Source organism: Butyricimonas faecalis (assembly GCF_003991565.1).
Lineage (GTDB): Bacteria > Bacteroidota > Bacteroidia > Bacteroidales > Marinifilaceae > Butyricimonas > Butyricimonas faecalis.
In genome coordinates this window covers 437,243-456,572 of the sequence record NZ_CP032819.1, presented here as the reverse complement: position 1 = coordinate 456,572, position 19,330 = coordinate 437,243, and the positions used below count along the sequence as shown (strand labels likewise).

The 19,330-nt window shown below is 41.2% G+C and carries 12 protein-coding genes; 2 read left to right on the top strand and 10 right to left on the bottom strand.

The genetic code is table 11. The features are described from left to right. Positions 1-31: 31 nt before the first annotated feature. Both D8S85_RS01885 and D8S85_RS01880 read right to left on the bottom strand, forming a co-directional pair. The gene (locus tag D8S85_RS01885) at positions 32-559 is read right to left on the bottom strand and encodes a GNAT family N-acetyltransferase (protein ID WP_106624547.1); all 528 of its coding nucleotides are present in this window, start codon (positions 557-559) and stop codon (positions 32-34) included. A gap of 90 nt (positions 560-649) precedes the next feature. After that, positions 650-943 carry a hypothetical protein gene (locus tag D8S85_RS01880; RefSeq protein ID WP_106624546.1) on the bottom strand — a complete coding sequence of 98 codons (294 nt, stop codon included), beginning with the start codon at positions 941-943 and terminating at the stop codon, positions 650-652. Between the two features lie 162 nt (positions 944-1,105). Here D8S85_RS01880 and D8S85_RS01875 point away from each other — a divergent pair, with 162 nt between their 5' ends. Together D8S85_RS01875 and D8S85_RS01870 are read left to right on the top strand one after the other, a co-directional pair. Next, positions 1,106-2,716 (top strand): hypothetical protein, encoded by a 1,611-nt coding sequence (locus tag D8S85_RS01875; protein ID WP_106624545.1) that lies wholly within the window; start codon positions 1,106-1,108, stop codon positions 2,714-2,716. A gap of 10 nt (positions 2,717-2,726) precedes the next feature. Then, a complete protein-coding gene (locus D8S85_RS01870; protein WP_106624544.1) occupies positions 2,727-3,209 on the top strand; it encodes a GNAT family N-acetyltransferase in 483 nt (160 codons plus the stop codon). A gap of 43 nt (positions 3,210-3,252) precedes the next feature. Here the strand turns inward: D8S85_RS01870 and D8S85_RS01865 are convergent, their stop codons facing one another. The 8 genes from D8S85_RS01865 to D8S85_RS01835 all read right to left on the bottom strand — a co-directional run bounded on the left by D8S85_RS01865 (position 3,253) and on the right by D8S85_RS01835 (position 19,267). Beyond that, positions 3,253-4,527, bottom strand: a complete 1,275-nt coding sequence (locus D8S85_RS01865) for a DNA cytosine methyltransferase (protein ID WP_127074752.1) — start codon at positions 4,525-4,527, stop codon at positions 3,253-3,255. Between the two features lie 157 nt (positions 4,528-4,684). Further along, positions 4,685-4,843 (bottom strand): hypothetical protein, encoded by a 159-nt coding sequence (locus D8S85_RS21390; RefSeq protein ID WP_158641683.1) that lies wholly within the window; start codon positions 4,841-4,843, stop codon positions 4,685-4,687. A 529-nt stretch (positions 4,844-5,372) separates the two neighbouring features. Beyond that, positions 5,373-8,558 (bottom strand): prolyl oligopeptidase family serine peptidase, encoded by a 3,186-nt coding sequence (locus D8S85_RS01860; RefSeq protein ID WP_106624542.1) that lies wholly within the window; start codon positions 8,556-8,558, stop codon positions 5,373-5,375. 5 nt (positions 8,559-8,563) lie between these two features. After that, complete coding sequence (locus tag D8S85_RS01855) at positions 8,564-10,894, bottom strand: zinc-dependent metalloprotease (RefSeq protein WP_127074751.1); 2,331 nt, start codon at positions 10,892-10,894, stop codon at positions 8,564-8,566. 11 nt (positions 10,895-10,905) lie between these two features. Continuing rightward, positions 10,906-13,320 (bottom strand): zinc-dependent metalloprotease, encoded by a 2,415-nt coding sequence (locus D8S85_RS01850; protein ID WP_127074750.1) that lies wholly within the window; start codon positions 13,318-13,320, stop codon positions 10,906-10,908. Between the two features lies 1 nt (position 13,321). Beyond that, positions 13,322-14,287, bottom strand: a complete 966-nt coding sequence (locus tag D8S85_RS01845; RefSeq protein ID WP_106624539.1) for a zinc-binding metallopeptidase — start codon at positions 14,285-14,287, stop codon at positions 13,322-13,324. Positions 14,288-14,289: 2 nt separating this feature from the next. Beyond that, complete coding sequence (locus tag D8S85_RS01840) at positions 14,290-15,744, bottom strand: RagB/SusD family nutrient uptake outer membrane protein (protein WP_106624538.1); 1,455 nt, start codon at positions 15,742-15,744, stop codon at positions 14,290-14,292. Positions 15,745-15,754: 10 nt separating this feature from the next. Continuing rightward, positions 15,755-19,267, bottom strand: coding sequence for a SusC/RagA family TonB-linked outer membrane protein (locus D8S85_RS01835; RefSeq protein WP_240648951.1), 3,513 nt, complete (start codon positions 19,265-19,267; stop codon positions 15,755-15,757). Between the last annotated feature and the right edge of the window lie 63 nt (positions 19,268-19,330).

Here is a 19,330-nt window from a genome sequence, read left to right as displayed (position 1 = left end):
CGATCCTTTTTCTTTTAGCCTCCACTAGAAACTATCGATTCTCCTTGTAAGCCATTTGTTTTATACGCTCGATAAACTCCTGTAAACGATCAGACTTCCGATTACCCATAATCCAAAGGTTACCCACTTCAATATCCTCGTCATAAGAAGGTTGCATGTAAGTCTTATCGAGAATCTCATACCCGTTTCGACGATAATAATTTACCCTACGAGTCGTTATTTCATCCGTGGTCGGTTCCACTTCCAACAATCGCATACCGGTTAAATGTTCTGCAATGTAGTCCAACACCTGTTGTCCGACTTTCAGATTACGCATCGGGGTAAAAACGGCTAAATGTTCAAGGTAATAAAAATCTTGCATATCCCAGTAGATAAACAAACCGGCTAAAATACCGTCTGTCTCGATAGCATTAAAATACATTTCCGATCTTTCGCTTATCAACCGTTTCAATTGCTTGATTTTTCGTCTCTCTTCCTCCGGGAAAGCCTCCTCGTAAAGAGAAATAAGTTTTTGTAAACGAATATCTGTCGGATCTGTTATTCTAATCAAATTCACCATAACACGAATCTTTAATTATATCTTCTTATTTTTATAAATGCCGGTATCAAACGATTCACGGAATATACATTCCACATCGGAATCTTTATTTCATACCCCCAATAACTTCCACATTCCCCACGCCACAAACATAACTAATAGCAATATTCCCAGAAAAGTAAACATAAAACGGGAGTAGTAGACCTTTTCATCGTGTTCTCTTGCCTTTATGTCTTTTTCGATTTGCTCCATTTTCCCCTCCGGCAATTTATCCGGATAACCTGTTAAAGGCTTCTCGTTCATTTTCTCGATAAGACCTTTCGTCCGATCGCGACGATTTTGAAGCATTTTTCGATTCTGCTTCGCACGCTGAATCATATCAAATACATGTCCTTCGCCTCCCATAATGTTTACAAATTTAGTTAGTAATATCGTACTTTAAATGTATGAAAAATAACTACAAGAAACAAGTATTTTACAAATATTGTTCCAAGATCAAAAACCGATAACGCATGATGATTATCAATTTTATAAAATTTGATTATATTTGCACGAAACGTGCGTATTATGAGAAATTACAACCAGTGTGAATCCGGGCTTATCTACAATGAATTTTCCATCATTCTAATACAGACCTTTACCTCTGCGGAAATTGAAATTCCCTTGACTCCCGAAACGAATTTCTTCATCAAGAAAGATGATGACGGACATTTTGATGACCAGTTATTTACCCACACGGATAAAGTGATCAACCGTTATCGCCTGAAAGGTTTTGATATATGTATTGATATTGACGGGAACGCACCCGCTAAGCTATGGGGACATGTACATGTACGGGCAGCCGTGTTCTTCAACAAGACGGTTGAAATTTCCTACCGGATCATCGTGAGCCCGACAGGAAGAATTAACGGGACCAAATTTTGCCAGACGGACGTTCCATTCAACACGGATCAACTGATTGCCGTAGCCGGGATCGTGCAACACGTGGAGCATTGGGTATATAACAACAAAAAGAAAGGCCAAGAAATCGATGGTTCTTTAAAAGTAGTTTCAATTAGCGACTTACACATCGATGAAGAATCACACGCCCACACGACAAACGTGAAAATTAAAGGTGTTACTTTCGATGAAGTGCAAAGGCGTTATCGCTATTTTTTTGACAAGCAGAGACAAAACTTAAGAAAAAACAAGGATTCCAAAGAATTCGAATACGGATGTCATAATTATATTTTTCTGGACATTTGGGAAAGTATCGGTCACGAGGGACGAATTCGTTTTGACCAGATGCGGGAAGACCTGGTTATCGAACACATCGAACAATGTCACAAGGCGGAACTCGTGGGCCTCATGAGTCTTTATCCCGAAGAATGGCCTTACCGCATGGATTCCAGTTTCGAAGATATTTGCGGAAAAAACATCGCTATCGATACCGATGATCTCGTACTGACAAATGAAAACATGAGTCTCGTTATCGGTACGTACGGGAACCGCGGGAAAGAAGCTCCTACCGACTGGAAGAAGCACTTGGCCCGACGAGACCGCTATCACGTCAGCTGGCCGGAATATCTCGTGCTAATCGAAATCCTATTGGCTAAAAAACACACGATTAACTATGTACTGAATAAATATATTTTCAATTCCCGCCAAGCAATTAAAGATAACAGTCATCCGGAATCGAAAGACGGACAACAAGGATTCACGATCATCAACGACAAGATACTGGATATGATTGAACAAAATGCCCGTTTAAGCATCAGTTTATCCGACGTGATTCTACAACTCGATTCCGTGCGTTACTTACGCTATATGTCCCACAAGCATATGTATCACGAGGCAAGCCGAAGACTGCGAATCGACGTTGATGAACAACAATTGAAAGATATCACGGAAAGAGTGGATAAATCCCTAACAAATGCCAATAATATTGCTGATCTGAAAGAAGCTAACAGCACGAAGAACATTCTTCTTTTTATCTCTATAGCCTCTCTTTTCGGGGTATTATTGGAAGGTAACGGTGAAGCACCCGTATTCTCTATGATATCTAAAGAGTTTGGTGTTTTCACGGCTGTCGTACTTGTCATTATTACCACCATTGGAATATATTTCAGCATGAAAATTATGATTCGTGCAATTATTCACTATCTTCGCAAAAAACATAATAGAAGAAAATTACAATAAATCTACACGCATGATAACAATATATTCCACCGATTACAGAACACAACTTTGCGAATTTTTCTCCCGTATCATCGAGTCACACAAAGCCTACATTTCCCATGGAGAATTGCAAATGGGCATCGCTCTTGACAGCAACGAACTTGCCCCGAATTATAAAGAAATATGGCTAAAGTATCTCGACCGACAAGTGGATAACCCGGACAATACTCTCCTGCTCTACCTGGAAGGCGAAACAATCATCGGTTTTGTATTATTTGGCATCACGAATGACGGAGCCTCTCCTTACGGGGTTATTTTTGATCTCAGTGTCGATCCTGCATACCGGGGAAAACGTATCGGTCAGGAATTATTACAAAGAGCAACCGAGAGTTTCCGGGCAAATGGAATACAAGATTGTTACCTCGAATCAGGTGTCAACAATCATTCTGCTCATCAATTCTTCGAGCATCACGGTTTCAAACAGGTATCCGATATTTTCCGATTAAAATTGTAGAAGACGGCGGCTAACGAATTAAGTCAAAATCCTTACGTGAAAACTAAATAATGACTTCATCGGGTCCGAAATAAAGATTCCACAAATTTTCAATCCGTTTCCCTATATGATATGCCAGCAGAGGGGGGACAGCATTTCCTATGATCTTATAGGCTGCCGAAGGACTTAGAATATATCCCTGTTTATTGTCCTCCCGAGGAATCACAAATTCATAATCTAAAGGAAAGGTCTGAATCAACGCACATTCTCGCGGAGTTAAACGACGCTCTTTCAATCCCTTTTTCAATTCCTTGTCAAGGATACCGCCATGCTCTTTTGACAATCGTCGGTACTCTATATTACCATGATGTTCAGCCCGAATCGTCGGTCCGATCCCATTAATATCCACTTCTGTCTGCCCTTGACAATGAGTTCCCATAAACTTGGCTTTAGAATAAACCCTTTGTGAAGGATCTGTGCTATATTCCGGTTCTTTTAATCCGGCAAACATATCTCCCACCGTTTGAGGTTCTATCAATCCCTTGTTCTTAATATGGTACGCGTGACTGGGAAACGGGTAAGGCACGTACTCATCAGGAATAACATCACGCGTCAAAGCCTCACGAGCTGCAGGAGTTAATGCGGATTTACGAATACCGATAAAAATTACCCGTTCACGGGATTGGGGAACACCATAATCCGCAGCGTGCAGTACACGAGGCTCCAACACGATATATCCGTCTCCATCCGCCCGAGAAAAGTCCCGTTGAATAATCTCTTTCACGTTCGAAAGATTCACCAATCCTTTCACGTTTTCGGCAATAAATAACTTGGGTTTCGTGATTTCAATCACCTCTTTCATCCACATATACAACTTACCGCGGGTTTCCTCCGAGGCAATCTCCCCTTCAATTATTTTTCCCTTGTGGTCTTTGTGAGAATTGAAGCCATTACGTTTCCCCGCAACGCTGAAATCTTGACATGGGAAACCTCCTGTAACCACATCTATTCCCTCCGGAAAAATCTTTTCTCCCGCCTTATGACGTTTCACGAGATCCACGATACTCTCTTCCCGGTAGACATCCGGCGAGTAACCATACTTGGCGAAATAATGCGTCCAAGCCGTCCGGGCCTCTTTTAAAATATCATTGGCAAAAACAAGTTGAAAACGAGTAGAACGTAATTTTACTAAATTACCTCGTTCTTGTTTTTCGATAAAATCAGGATTAGTTTGCTCGTTAATACACCCCTTGTGGATCAAGAATCCTCCTTCCAATCCTAAATCCATTCCACCACAGCCTGAGAATAAAGATAATACCCGAATCGTTTTAGGTGCCATTTACATATACGTTTTACACCTACAAAAATAGCAATATTTATCGGGTTATTGACATGACTCGGAAAATTTATCCGCCATTTCTCCCTTTCTCGGTTAATCTACCACTTAACCAATTCCCCAGGTTTTCACCACTCCCGGACTTACAACATTCGTACTGTTACAATCCTATCACTTTCATCCCCGTGAAAGCCTTGCCTGCAGCGTGATCAAAAAAATGGATCAACTCCGCACAACCAATCCACATGTAAACAACAATACTCGTGATGACGACCAGTAGCAGAACTACGATTACCATTTGATTCCATTTAGTTCTCATCTCGTTTCATTTTAAAGGTTACTAATTTCAAATCAAACTCTCGTTCCTATCATTGCTCTCTGTAAATATATAACATTATTTTGGATTTTCCAAGTATTTCTTAATAAAATCATAAATTTAACATTAAGAAAAAAAAGATAAAGACAACACCATCCAAATAGATCTCAGCTTTATGTCATCTTTATCTTGGTACTTATATACCACTTTACAACGAAATATAAAGTAAACTTTTCCCAGGTAATACACGTTTATCTTCTGCAGTATATTCGATATTCTTAGGGATTAAAGACGTATCATTTTCGTATCAAAGACGTATCAAAGACGTTCACGAACATCCCTGATACGTCTCCGTGGTGAAATTAATTGGCGCTTGTCTTAGAAGTTAATCCCTTATCCATTTGATTATGAATGGTAAATATTCCTTCTTGCATGCAGGAGTTAACCTCTCACAATAAAATTGTATATAATTACCAAAAGGAGAAATCCGTTTTACCGGAAATCTCCTTTCACACTTATACAATTCGTACTATTATTCTGCCAATAAATACTTCGTGAAATAATCCCTTTTCTTCTTCTCAAAATAAGATTTATAAGGTCCCTCATAAGCATGTCCTTGATTCGGTAATAGTAGCAAATCAAAATCTTTCCCTTGCAGAATCAATTCATTGGCTACCCGAAATGTGTTAGCCGGATGCACGTTATTATCCACTTCCCCCGTAACCAAAAGTAAATGACCCTTCAAATATTTTGCCAATTTCTGATTAGTTTTCACTGTAAATTTATGATCGTCCCCGATTCCTTGGTAAGTCTCTCCCCAGGTACGATTGTATATACGATTATCGTGATTTCCGGAAGAAGCCACGGCTACCTTATAAAAGTCGGGGTAAGTACAAATTGCCGCAAAAGCCATCATACCACCCCCTGAGTGTCCGAATATACCTATTCTGTTCGTATCAATAAATGAATACCTGCGTCCTAACTGCTCAAGTCCTGCCTTATCATCCGCCAAAGCATAATCCCGCAAATTACCATACCCGTAAGTTGCATACGCTTTGTCCCTATACGGGGAACCGCCCCGATGTCCGAAACACACCACGATGATACCTCTCTGCGCCAAGGCCGTGTTATTATAGCGATCAAAAACCGTAAAATCCGTCCACACGGTTTCTGTCTGCGGTCCGGGGTACACCTGCGACACGATCGGATATTTCTTAGAAGGATCAAAATCATAAGGCTTCCACATAATCCCGTAGAGGTCTGTTTTCCCATCTGCCGCCTTCACGGTAAACTGCTCCGGATATTTCCAACCGTATTCCAGTAACCGAGATATATCAGTTTTTTCCAAAATGGTTAGTAAACGACCATTTATATCACGTACGGCAATTTGAGGAACCGTATCAATACGGGAAAAATTATCCACGATCAAACCTCCCCCTAAATGAACAAATGCACTATGCGTGGCATTTCCCGGAGTCAACAGGGTTAAACGTCTTCCATTGAAACCGACACGATACATATGCGTGTAATTCGGATTACACCCTTTCTCTTTACCATATCCGTACAAGTAAATCTGTTTTTTTACCGTATCGATCTTCATGATCCGTCCGGCAGTCCATTCCCCCGAAGTCACGGCATTCAGCAACTTGCCATTTCCATCATAGTGGTAATAATGTCCCCAACCGGAACGATCCGACCACAAAAGAATGTCCTCACCTCCATTCAACACCCGACAACTGAACAACTCCTCATTTAAATACGGTTTACTCACTTCATGCAAAATCACCTTCACGTCCCCCGTTTTCGCATCCACCGAACACAATTCGAACTCATCCCTAGTTCCCTTTTTGCGTATAAAAAATGCCCGGTCATGTACATCCGACACTCTCAATACTTCCAACAACTGTCCCTGCCACTTCACAACATCCACCTTCTTAAACATCCCCGTTCTCACGTTCCCGATAAACAATTCCTGTTTCAAAACGGCAGTATCTCCCGGTAATTCATATTTATATTCGCTGACAACCGGAGCCGGTTCCCGCAAAGAATACACCAAAGGAAACGTCCGAATACTTCGTTTATCCTCTCTCGTAATATAAAATGCTCCATCCTCTGACAACCATTCGATACTTGCCGTTTCAAACCCGTAATCCTTCCCCCCGTCAAAAGTTAATTGAGTCTCTCTTTTCTGCTCTTTATCCTCTAACCAAAGATTTTCATCTTTCACTATTAACTCGTATTTCAAATCAGGAGAAACCCCATACGGACGAATAGACGGATACTTTTTGCGTTCTGAAGGAATCAAAGATTTATTCTTTGCATCATACACGAATACCTTACCTTCTATTTCCAATTTAGCCACTAACCCATTTTCATCAAATTCAGGATTATAATACACCCGATCTTCCTCTCCCGGGAACATCTTCCGAACCAAACTATCTATAACCCGGTAATCATACACCTCCCGTTTTCCATTTTTCACATCATAAGCGTAATATGCCCGTTCCCCCGGTTGCCGCTCAAAAGAATACCAAAACAAAGGTTTCGTCGGATGAAAAAAGGGAATGATCACTGTGGAACCAATCTTGTCTTTCAAATTCTGCACATCATACTTTTCTCCCACGTACGCTTCATCCGGAGGTAAAATCGATTTAAAATAACTCACCAGATTCTCCAAACCATCTCCCTGAACAACTTTACGGGCAATTCTCAATAGTTGTGAATCATACACTCCGTTTTTTGAAGGAAATAAAGACATTCCTCCGAACATGACTTGTTGATTCTTCTTATCAAAATCAGCAATATACTCCTCCAAAAGATTCCGGGCCATTGTCTTATTTTCTTCACAAACAGCCTTATTCACATCCATCATAACCAGATAATCATGTTGAAAATGAATTGGTATCGCCGCTATTCTTTGTTTATAATATTCAAAATCTTTCGGATTACGTTCAAAATCATTAAAATACCATCCCTGCAATACCCATTCCGTCATATCCCTGTATAACGAAGCAATCCTATCAAACACTTTCTCTTCACCGCACTCTTTCACAAACTCTTGCCAATGTTCCAACAAATAACGCATATTCGAACTATTGACTCCTCCCAGCACCCGATCTTCAAACAGAAACCAATTTTCCGGTTTTACCCGTTCCTCTGGGGAAAGTCTGTCAAAATACTCTTTCCCGATCCGAAGACTTTCTTCTTTTTCCAATAATGTTAACTTCAACTGGAGATATTCACGTAAAAAATCATTAGAATATTTCCCGGAAGCATACGTTTCATTCATCAAGGCAACCCGATTATCCGGTTTCATACCTTTCTTGATCTCTGCCATAAACACGTCTGCCGTTTTTCCCCCGACAAACTTGTACACAATCTCCCCTTTATTATCTAGCAACAAGAATGAAGGATACGCACCGATTTTATATTTATCAGCATATTGCTTACCATCCTCTGACAACATATCCAACTTCACATTCACAAACGTGGAATTAAAAAAATCAGCAACACTATCCAACGTGAACACCGAAGCATCCATCGTCTTGCAAGGCCCGCAATATTCCGTGTAACAATCCACGAATACCAATTTTCCGACGGAAGAGGCTTTATTCAAAGCCTCTTGTAAAGTCGATTTCTCAAATGCTATTTTCCGATTTTGTGCTTCAACCTGGCAAAACACCAGTAATCCCCATAGCAAAAATAAGATTCTTTTCATACCTTTTATTGTTTTTCAAAATATTCTCTTTTCATCCTCAATAACATCACCTGATAATTACTCCGGGTGGAAACATCAGTATGTCTCTCGCTTAAATCCTTCACCTTACGGGCAAGCTCTACAAAATAAGCATGATACACCCCGTTGGCCTCATTTGATAACCCGAAAGAAATATTGTTTTCGGCCATAAATCGGGCAAAATCAGAAACAAAACAAGCTTGAATACCCTGTTTATAAGTTGATACCGCTTTACTTGAATCAAAATTTTCGAAAATAACCCGATCAATATAAGCGAATAACTCCTTCGCCGTGAAAGCCTTTTCTTCCAATCGTCGCTCCCCGGCAACAAGTGACTCCATCACCCCTTTATTCATAAAATGCTTTAACAACGCCTGAGCCAACCCAACCATCATCTGCTCCGTATCGAAAACTCCGGACTGCTCTAGCTCCTTTACCCGTACCCATTCCGGAAATTCACTGAATATCGCTGATTCCAAATAATTCAAAGCCCCTACCTGCTGTTCCCGAGGTACATAAGTCACTAACGTTTCATTTACCCCCTTAATTATCGGACGCACGGAACGTCCTCCCACCAACTTCACCATCTGAGTTAAGTAAGTTTGGAACAAACTCTGCGCCCTCACCGCAAAATCCGACACATTCTTCCACGTGTTCTGATCCTCCGGCAATCGATTGATCCACCCGTTCAATTGTGGATAAATCTTTTTTACCGACTCAACACCCTGTATACTTGCATTCAATATATCATTCGACAAAAAGCCATCCTGAGCATAAGGATCAAGTTTATCTTCCGGAGTATAAAAAGCTCCCCGCATGGAAGGTAAAGCATCACTATTACCATAAGCATACCTGATCGCATCATAATCATAAGCAGACACACGGGGAAAAAGATTCTTCACGCTCACGCCATCCCCCGGTTGTGCCAGATAATTGAACGTCACGCCGGAAGTAATGGATGCCGTTATTCCATAACGATTCAACCACTTCTCGGAACGAATATCAGCAGGTGTAAAAACCGTATATCCGGCCTTGTTAGGTTTCATCTTCAAGACTTCAGCAAAAGCCGCTGCCACCTGCGCTGTCAATACATCCTGCCGTACGGCCAAACTATGCAAATCCTTCCGGATTCTCCCGTCCAGCAATCCACATTGCAAAAAATACATTCCCAACAACTCATCCGCCGCAACATCCATCACGTTCACTCGGGCACATAAAATCTCCCCTGTCACCGGATTCTCTATTACCGAAGAGTATATCCCGTTGTAGGCACTTCCCCAACGGAACAAAATCGTCCTATAGCTCAACGAAGCATCCTCCTTATCGGAACTAAACCGGAAAACATTCTTCCATCCGGCAGCCTCAAAAGCCTTTCCCCACTGATTCACTGCATTTTTTATACACACCACGAAAGGATCCGGAGTCACCGGGTCTATATACACGCAAATCTGTCTTTCCGGTTCTATCACCATCCCTCTTTTCTGTTTCTTCATCTCTTTAACGGCAGCGGTCAGATTCCATTTCTGAATATATTCCTTTTTTCGTGCTACATATTCTTTAGAATCGTACTCTGTTACTCCTATTGTCTCGAATCCATACGCGGGATGACTGACCTTCAAATTCATCCTCCTCTCCGGAAGTTGCTGTATCACCATCTCCAGAATATATCGGCTAGCAATATCACGTCCCTCCTGCGTCTGGGGATTTGACTGATAATCCGACTGTCCGCGAGTCACCGAAAAAACCACCCCTTTATCTATCATTCTCCAACCGTCCACCCAAGAACGGGAAGGATCCGGATGACTCAACCAAGCATATGAACTCACGTTAAACAACCCGCTTCCCGGATTATTCAATTCATTTGTCAATTCAATAATGGCAGACTTTCCATCCTCTCCCCGGGCCACGATCGGGAATGTATAATCAATCGGTACAAGTCCCGATTTTTTCAATGCCATTATCATACACACGTCCGTGGAATCCGCCGAGACATCGGTCAAGCGGTTGCGTACCACCTGCAAGGTATTATTCCGCCCCTCCGAAAACCGGATTACCCCGGACGCATCAGAAACAAAAGCTGCCATACCGTGTGCCACTTGCGTGGTAATCAGCACTTCTTTTCCCATTCCTTCTGCCGGAATCTCCAAATAATACTTATCATTCAAACGATAAATCGTATAAAAACCCTTATCTGTCTGTAAATCTTTCTGTTCTTTGAATTGTTCATAGGTCATAGGCTTCGCATCTTGCTGTGCCACAACCGGACAAGCGAACAACAAAGTTACCAACAGAACCAAACATACATTTAATACTTTCATTCCCAATATTTTTAATTCAATTCAATCAATGCTTTATTTCCCCCTTTTTCCCACAGGGCAATAAAATTATAAAGTGTCTTATAATGGCTCGCAGTCAACGTATCTTCACACCCCTCCGCCTTGATTTGTACATATCGTTTTATTTTCATAATCACCTGCTGTATCACGACACCGACACCATTAGAAAGGTTATAAGGATTCTCCACGTTTACCACCAGATTTTGAAGCAAACCACGTTGTAACGCCTGATCATACTGGGATAACTTGCCATTCTGCCCTTTCGTCTCGAAAATAACCGAATACAAACGATTCAACAACTCGTCCACCGTAAATCCATCCTCGTTCAACTGTCTGTTTTTATGTAACATCGAATATTTCAACAACCATTTTGTCAACTTTCCCAACGCCTCTTCCTGTTCATAAAATTCAGCATTCACCCCGGTCTTTTCCATGATCTCTTCCACGAAAAGCCAATCCTGCTCGTGACACACGAACTCCTCTAAAAAAGCCCATGCTTCTTCCTCTTTTTCCCGAGGAACCGGTTGGTTTACCTTCAATTCCTCCTCGCGGGTAGGATTATCCGAGTAACGCCCTCCCACGTAACGCAACACATGTTCCACATAATTCTGGTACTGGTTCAAAACAGACAAATAACGTTTCCGTAAAACATAATAATCCGGATCATTTCCATCCGTCCACTCTTCCAGATGGGTCATAATATATTTCAGGTTATTTATTCCCAAACGATTTGCTTTAATCACGTCATCCCCGCTATCCTCCGATTGCACCCGAGGATCACCGTAAGTCGTTTCCTCGATATAAACCATCTTCGGATCATAACGCTTTTCATCCACCCATGCCCGCAACTTCTCGTTATCCCGCTTCAAATCACTCGCCTCCGGGAAATAACGGTATCCCCATTCTATCGCAAATTCATCATATATACCGATACGGGGTAATAAATCCTGCGGTTCTAACCCGTCTCCGGGTTGTGCAACATAATTAAACCGCTGGTAATCCATAATCGAAGTTCCCAACCCGTGTTGCCGGATAAAGGTCTTACTCCGCAAACTATCCACCGGATAAGCCGTACTCCCCATAAAATGATGACGCAATCCCAACGTATGCCCCACCTCATGGGTCAACACGGTAGCTGCCAGTTCTCCCATCACCTCTTGACTCAGAGGATATTCCCTAGCACGAGGGTCCACCGCCCCACACATCACGAAATACCAACGCTGAATCAACTCCAATACGGAATGAAAAATAGCAATATGCGACGTGATAATCTCTCCCGACCTCGGATCAAAAACCATCGGTCCGTAAGCATTTGGGATGGGAGAAGCTTTATAGGACACCAACGGATAACGAATATCCCCCTCGCAATAATCCGGATCTTCTTCCGGTGTGGGGGCTAACTTCCCATAAATGGCATTTTTAAACCCGGCTTTCTCGAAAGCCCCTTGCCATACATTGACCGCTTTAATAAAATAAGGAACTAGAAACTTCGGTGTAGCTCGATCGATATAAAACACGATCGGTTTCACGGGTTCAACCAATTCTCCTCGCAAATATTTCTCCATATCCTCCGGTTTAGGTTCCAAACGCCAACGTGTTGCCATCATCGTTTTATCCATCAAATCCGTGCGTTTCACCATTCCCTCCAACGAGAAAGCGAAATACCCCACTCTCTCGTCAAACACTCTCTGTTTCATCGGCTTTTCCGGTAACAAATACCAAGAAGCTCCCACTTCCCAAAGCGTGGAAGGAAATTCTCCTTTCTTCACCTCTCCTGTCGGACCATAACTTCTGATGGATCGGAAGTTGATGTTTTCCGGAAAAGCCTTCACGTCCAACGCATAAGACTGTCCTTGCTGATAACCGCCTAATTTCAAGGCCTCTTTAGCCCCTTTTAAAGCAAATAAATCACTGTCACTCAAAAACAAGTCTGTAATATCCACCAAATATGAATTCTCGGAACGAGCCTCAATCCTCAAAGAGGCGATAGCCGGAGATTCCAGATTTTGATAGTACTTATCATACAATCCGGTAGAATCCCCCAGGTAAACCACCTGGGGAGAAACTATTTCAATCCGGTCCCGATTCTTGGTAAAGCGAATCATCCGATCAAACACCGAATCACCACCATACCCGAAACGGGCAGTCCGACTTCGTTCTTTTTGGGCAGCACCCTTGACGATTGTCACTGCCACTAAAATATCCCGTTGAAGTTTATCATCCGGAATTTCCAGATAATACCTTCCATCCTGCACATAAACATTGAAGAATCCGGAATCCTTCGGGGTATCTTTCCGAATAAATTCAGCGATCGATACCTCTTTTCCTTCCTCATTCAAAATCACACGACTTCCAGCCCCGCTACTAAAAGCATACAGGGATAACAATACAATCAACAAATACTTCATACTAACGATTTAATTCATTGCCCACTTTTTGCAAATCCATGTTATAATTCTCGATAAAATAATTCCGTACCATGTCATAACGTTTCTTCAACAGACCGTTCACATCTTTCACCGGGTTCAGAAGGCCATCCCAATTCTTTTCCGTATAATCCCAATCACTATTGAATTCAGGCGTACGGGTCAAAAATTCTTCAGAACAAGTAACCATCATCAATAAAAAACTTTTCCAATCATTTTCCACGGTTACATTATAACTGACGGAACGCGGAACACCCAATTTCCATAATTCCGAAGCTTTCAAATAACCAATTCCATTCGTCTGATAATTTGTAATCTCTTCAAATTCTTTCGTGGGAATCGTTTGTTTTCTACCGATCATACTCTCTACAAAGATATATCCCATCTTCCTCCAGAAAGCAAGAGAGTCCGCTTTTGTCATACTCTTTACATCCTCATTACCGTAAGACACACAAATATTGTCGTAATTGTACCACGCTTTCACTTTCTTCGACTTATAAACTTGCTTAGCAGGCCATGACGAAAAATCCCATTGCATATATACAGAATCAATATCAGCACAAAGCATAATTTTTACGGGCAGAAATTTCTTCAAAAACTCTTCGGAATAAGGAGCAAACCATGCTTTCCGAATTAAATCCACTTGCTCTCCCACATAAGCTTCATCTGCAGGTGTTATTATATAACCATTTTTCCCCTCTTCCCCTAAAACACCATTCATCCAACCGGAAGGAGTCCAATAAGTATCTTTATCTGTATATTTATATAACAAACAACTACCATACTGATTGAAAATATCCACAATCACATCATCATAATCATGCGTTCCTTGGGGAACAGAATAACTGGAAATTTCTCCCGAAGGTTCCAAACTCTTTTCATCGTAACAGGAAGCCGCCAACACCAATTGCAGCAGCAACCCTATATAGAAATAATTATTCCATTTCATAACTATCTGGGATTTTGTTTTAATTTATAATTCCGTTCTATCGCATCATACGGGATCGGTAAAGCATATAACAGCGAATTACTTTCCAATACATATTCCTGTTCGACCCCTTCACTATCAATGTATTTATGGGTTACAGACAAACCTAAACGTTTAATGTCAAACCAACGGAATCCTTCCTCTATACATAATTCCAATCGACGTTCCTGCAAGCAAAAATCCAGCAAATCTTGTGCATCCGCAATCTCTTCTTCCACGTAAGTGCCATCTACATATCTGGTTTCTCTCAACGTATTCAAATCATGCAATGCCTGCACTCGATCATTCCCATCTCCTTTTGCCATAAAACGACGAGCTAACGCTTCCGCCCGATTCAAATAAGCTTCTGCCATACGGATACCGTGGTCACCACCATACGAAGAATTTCGTCCTATTTTTCCACCATATTCCCCGGAACCGAAAGTCCGGACAAAATAAACGCTTCTCCTCAAATCATTTGAACCATATTGATTAAGTAGTTCCGTTGAAATACTCCAAGGTACTGTTTCCGAATAAGCTGAGGTAAAAAAGTATGTCGTATTTTTAAAAGAATTAGTTCCATAATTCCAAACCACTTCAGTACTCTGGTCACTATCAAAAACACTCTTGTCTGTTCCAGAGAATACGGACAAACGAGACAGCATCGGTCCCTCTTCGATCGCCTTTCCTGCATATTGGATAGCTTTATCCAAATCTTCCGCCTCTCCCCGGAACAAATAAAAACGGGAAAGCAATACATAAGCTGCAATATCGCCCACGCGATATACACTTTCCGGAGTATAATTTTCTTTCAACAACGAAGCCGCTTCCAAAAGATCTTTCTCTATCTGCGCGTATGATGCCTTTAATGAAGGACGTTCAGGATACTCATCCGTCAAATCCATGGTTAACATCAAAGGTATCCCCAATGCATTTTCCGGATCAACACCGGAAGCTCTATAAGCCTGGCAATAAATCATGGCTAATTTCAAATGATAATATCCCCGCAATAACATGGCTTGCCCAAGTAATGCATTTTTCTCTTGTTCCGTTCCGGAAACCTCGGATACGTAATCAATAATTACATTACATCCCTTAATTTTCTCGTAATAAATCTTCCATGAATTTACATCATTTGTCGGAAATACTTCTCCCCCGTCAAACATCATCGGATTGAAGGTAAACACGGGAGTCGCATTTCCATGTTGTGTTGCATACTCATTACGTAATAAGCCGTTACATTGTATCTCATCCGTCAAAAACATCAAATAGTTATCCGATGCAAATTGATAAGGATAAGCCTCCTTGTACATCACTGACCGCAAATCCTCCACAGAAGAAGGTTTTATCAAATCCTGGCTGGATTCTTTGAAAAAATCATGGCATGAGGAACTAATAAACAAAATTACCCATAACCATATATATAAATTCTTTCTCATAATCAATTAACTAAAAGGTTACATTAAGACTGAATGAATAGGAACTCGTTATCGGTTGCGCACCTGTTGCCACTTCCGGATCTCGTCCCTTAAAATCTTTATGCGCAATGGTAAATGGATTGGACATACTTGCCCCCATACTAATGAATTTCACGCCAAAACGTTTGGCCAACTGTTCCGGGAAAGAATAATTTAACGAAATACGATTGCATTTCAAGGAAGAAGCATTCACTACCCTTACATCGCTATAATTATACATCTCGTAAACATTACTATATGTTTTATTGTTTGGCAGATAAAAATTCACCACATTCTTATCCGGCAAACCCGGGAATTTTGCAGACGTATCCCCCGGACGCCAACGTTTATTCAACTCGGAAGACAAATTCTCATATTCAGAAGGAAGAGTCTGCGATGCGTAAGCTTCCATCAAAAACTTTTTACCGCCTACTTGTAAATAAAAACTGGTAGACAACGATAATTGCTTATAGCGGAATGACATGGTCAATCCACCCGTGAAATCCGGATCTAATTTTCCGGCATACTTCATATAAGCCGTTGGATCATTTAACGGATCACTCCCATCGTGAACATCCAAATTAATAATCGGATAACCGGTTTCCGGATCAATACCATCACAATCAAATGCCCAAAAAGCAGAAACGGGATAACCTTTCTTGTAATAGTTTCCACCAACAGCAGTTTTCCAAGTAAGATTTTGGACTCCCACTTTTGTAATCTCATTATTATTCTTGGAGGTATTCATTCCCATATCCCAAGTAAAATTCTTAGTCCGTACCGGGGTGAAATTTACACTTAACTCCCATCCTGAATTTTCCATACTTCCCCCGTTCACCGGCATATTTTCTATACCATACTCACGAGGCACCAGTAAAGAAGTAATCATATCCTTTCCTTTCTTCACATAATACTCAAAACCTACCCGTATCTTATTTTGGAACAATCCCATATCTAAACCGTAATTATAAGAAGAGGTCTTTTCCCAACGCAAATCTTCATAAGGCAAAGAACTGATTTCCAGCAAATCATCTCCCGTATTCAAATCAGTAATTTCACTAAGTGCTCCAGTCGGTACTTTCACAATCAAAGAGGGACTATAATTTGTTGCCATATTTCTCTGATACCCGTAACTGAAACGCAAACTCAAATCAGACACGATATTCTGTTTGCTGAACCAAGCCTCCCGGGATACATTCCAACGAAGTCCTCCGGCCCACACCGGGTTAAAATTCTCATTGGCATAACGCCCAAAACGGTTGGAAGCATCCAATCTCACGCTGAAATTCACAACATATTTACCGTCATAAGCATAATTCATTGTCAAATAAGCGCCTAGTTGATTGGTCTTCCGGTCTGTCACCTTCCGTGTAAATTTCTTCATTAACTCGTTTGCATATTCTGTTTTGCCATACGGATTGATCAACACCGTTGGAACTTGAGCAAATGACTTTCCCCTATATTTCAGATAACCGTAAGCCGTGGAAGAAAAACCTGTATTTTTCGTACTACTCAATTCCAATCCCAACATCGTAGTTAAAGCGTGTACCCCATTAAACACTTTATCGTAAGAAAGCGAATTTCTCCAGTTCCAAGATACCGTTTTATTCTCATCTTGACTATACTCCCCACCAACCGGAAGCGGTGAGTTTTTATATTTATCATCAACCGCTTTATAGGCACCATAATCATAGTACCGAATTTTAGCTATATATTCTGTTTTCTCCGTTGCCCAAGACTCTCCTATAACAGAAGCTATATTCACACTTCCCAGCATCTGAAACTTCAAAGATTCCGTGAAATCATAATTCAAATTCAAATTCGTATTCAACGACAATGTTTTATTTGAAGTTCCGGACTCATCTCTCTCATTGATAATATTAAACAAATAACCACTCTCTTTTTGATAATAAGCTAACTCACCATTATCTTCATAAGCGGCAATAGACCGATTCGTTTTTGTCGCATACTCATAAGGACTGACAATCGTAAAACCTTTTGTCGTACCATGAGAACCGGCCAATGTAAACGAAGCTCTAAACTTATCTGTCACCGTCATATCCAATCCCACGCTCGCCCCGTAAGATTCGGAATCATTCCCAACCGCTGTACCTTTAGTGGAACTGTATGACAAAGACGTATAATACCGCACATCTTCACTTCCCCCAGAAATTGAAAGCGAATGATTATGACTAAACGGATTACGGAAAAGAATATCAAACCAATCCGTATTGGTTGTTTCCAATTTTGCTACACGTTTCTCAAATTCCTCTCCAGAAATCTCTTTATTCAGATATTGACTTAGTGCACCGGCATAACCGATATTATTATTCGACCAAGAAGCTGTCAATCCTCTCTGAAAAATTTCCCGGGATACAGCCACCCGTTCTTTTGAATTCATCAATTCCAGTTTATCATAAGTTACCTGTTCTGCCACGTTCATCGAAGCCGAGTAAGAAATTGAAGCGGCACCCGTTTTCCCCCGTTTCGTCTTGATAACGATGACCCCGTTGGCAGCCCGAACTCCATAAATAGCGGTGGAAGAAGCATCTTTTAAAACAGTAATACTCTCTATATCATTGGGATTCAACCAAGAAATGGAACTACCCACAAAATTCCGTATGTAATCAAAATTATCGGAATTAATCTCTCCCACGCTATTGAACGTCTGCGTATCAAATGGAAGCGGATCTTCCTGTATAATTCCATCCACAACCCAAACAGGCTCTTGACTACCTAACAAAGTAGAAGTTCCACGAACTCTTGTTTTCTGGCGAACTCCAACCAACCCGCTCGTGTTAGTGATAACAACTCCCGGCAAACGCCCTTGTAAAGCCTGTTCCAAAGTATTCGTTCCATTAAAATACAAATCTTCAGCCTTAATGGAAGAAACGGATCCGGCCATTCTGGTCTTATCAAACTCCTGGTATCCGGTAACAACCACCTCTCCCAACTGCGTGACATCCTCTTTCATGACAACCGTGTACTCCAACTTATCTTTTTCAAGTTTCAAATACACGGTCTGCATCCCGATAAAACTGACAATCAAAGAATCTACGCTTTGAGGAACCCGAATGGAAAACTCGCCTTTAACATCCGTCACCGTCCCAATCGTCATACCTTTCAGTAACACGGTTACACCCGGAAGCGGTTCTTTACGTGAGTCAATCACTTTCCCCTTTACAATAACAAACTTTTCATCCGTAGTTTCAGCTTTCCGCTTAATCACCACAATTTCATCCTTCACATCATACGTGAACCCCTCCTTATCCAAGACTCTCTTCAACACCGTTTCCCAATTTTCACCGGTTGCCGTCACGGAAACAGGTTTTGCATCCTTAAACAGCAATGAATTGTACAGGAAATTCAATCCCGTTTTCTGTTTCATCACCTCCACGAACCTCTCCAATTTCACCTCTTGCAAATTCAATGAAATAGTGTCTCGCACGGCTTTTGCGCCATATCCTGACAAACTACCCAATGTCAGAACAAGCGTCAAACTCATCACGTGAAAAAAGCTTCTACACTTTATAAGCCTTTTCCACCTTAAAAATGGATTTTTTTTCAT

Bases quoted from the DNA above. Each gene is read 5' to 3' on its own strand.
- D8S85_RS01865 (WP_127074752.1), bottom strand. From the start codon at position 4,527: ATGGCACCTAAAACGATTCGGGTATTATCTTTATTCTCAGGCTGTGGT.
- D8S85_RS01870 (WP_106624544.1), top strand. From the start codon at position 2,727: ATGATAACAATATATTCCACCGATTACAGAACACAACTTTGCGAATTT.
- D8S85_RS01850 (WP_127074750.1), bottom strand. From the start codon at position 13,320: ATGAAGTATTTGTTGATTGTATTGTTATCCCTGTATGCTTTTAGTAGC.
- D8S85_RS01880 (WP_106624546.1), bottom strand. From the start codon at position 943: ATGGGAGGCGAAGGACATGTATTTGATATGATTCAGCGTGCGAAGCAG.
- D8S85_RS01835 (WP_240648951.1), bottom strand. From the start codon at position 19,267: ATGAGTTTGACGCTTGTTCTGACATTGGGTAGTTTGTCAGGATATGGC.
- D8S85_RS21390 (WP_158641683.1), bottom strand. From the start codon at position 4,843: ATGAGAACTAAATGGAATCAAATGGTAATCGTAGTTCTGCTACTGGTC.
- D8S85_RS01845 (WP_106624539.1), bottom strand. From the start codon at position 14,287: ATGAAATGGAATAATTATTTCTATATAGGGTTGCTGCTGCAATTGGTG.
- D8S85_RS01875 (WP_106624545.1), top strand. From the start codon at position 1,106: ATGAGAAATTACAACCAGTGTGAATCCGGGCTTATCTACAATGAATTT.
- D8S85_RS01855 (WP_127074751.1), bottom strand. From the start codon at position 10,894: ATGAAAGTATTAAATGTATGTTTGGTTCTGTTGGTAACTTTGTTGTTC.
- D8S85_RS01885 (WP_106624547.1), bottom strand. From the start codon at position 559: ATGGTGAATTTGATTAGAATAACAGATCCGACAGATATTCGTTTACAA.
- D8S85_RS01840 (WP_106624538.1), bottom strand. From the start codon at position 15,744: ATGAGAAAGAATTTATATATATGGTTATGGGTAATTTTGTTTATTAGT.
- D8S85_RS01860 (WP_106624542.1), bottom strand. From the start codon at position 8,558: ATGAAAAGAATCTTATTTTTGCTATGGGGATTACTGGTGTTTTGCCAG.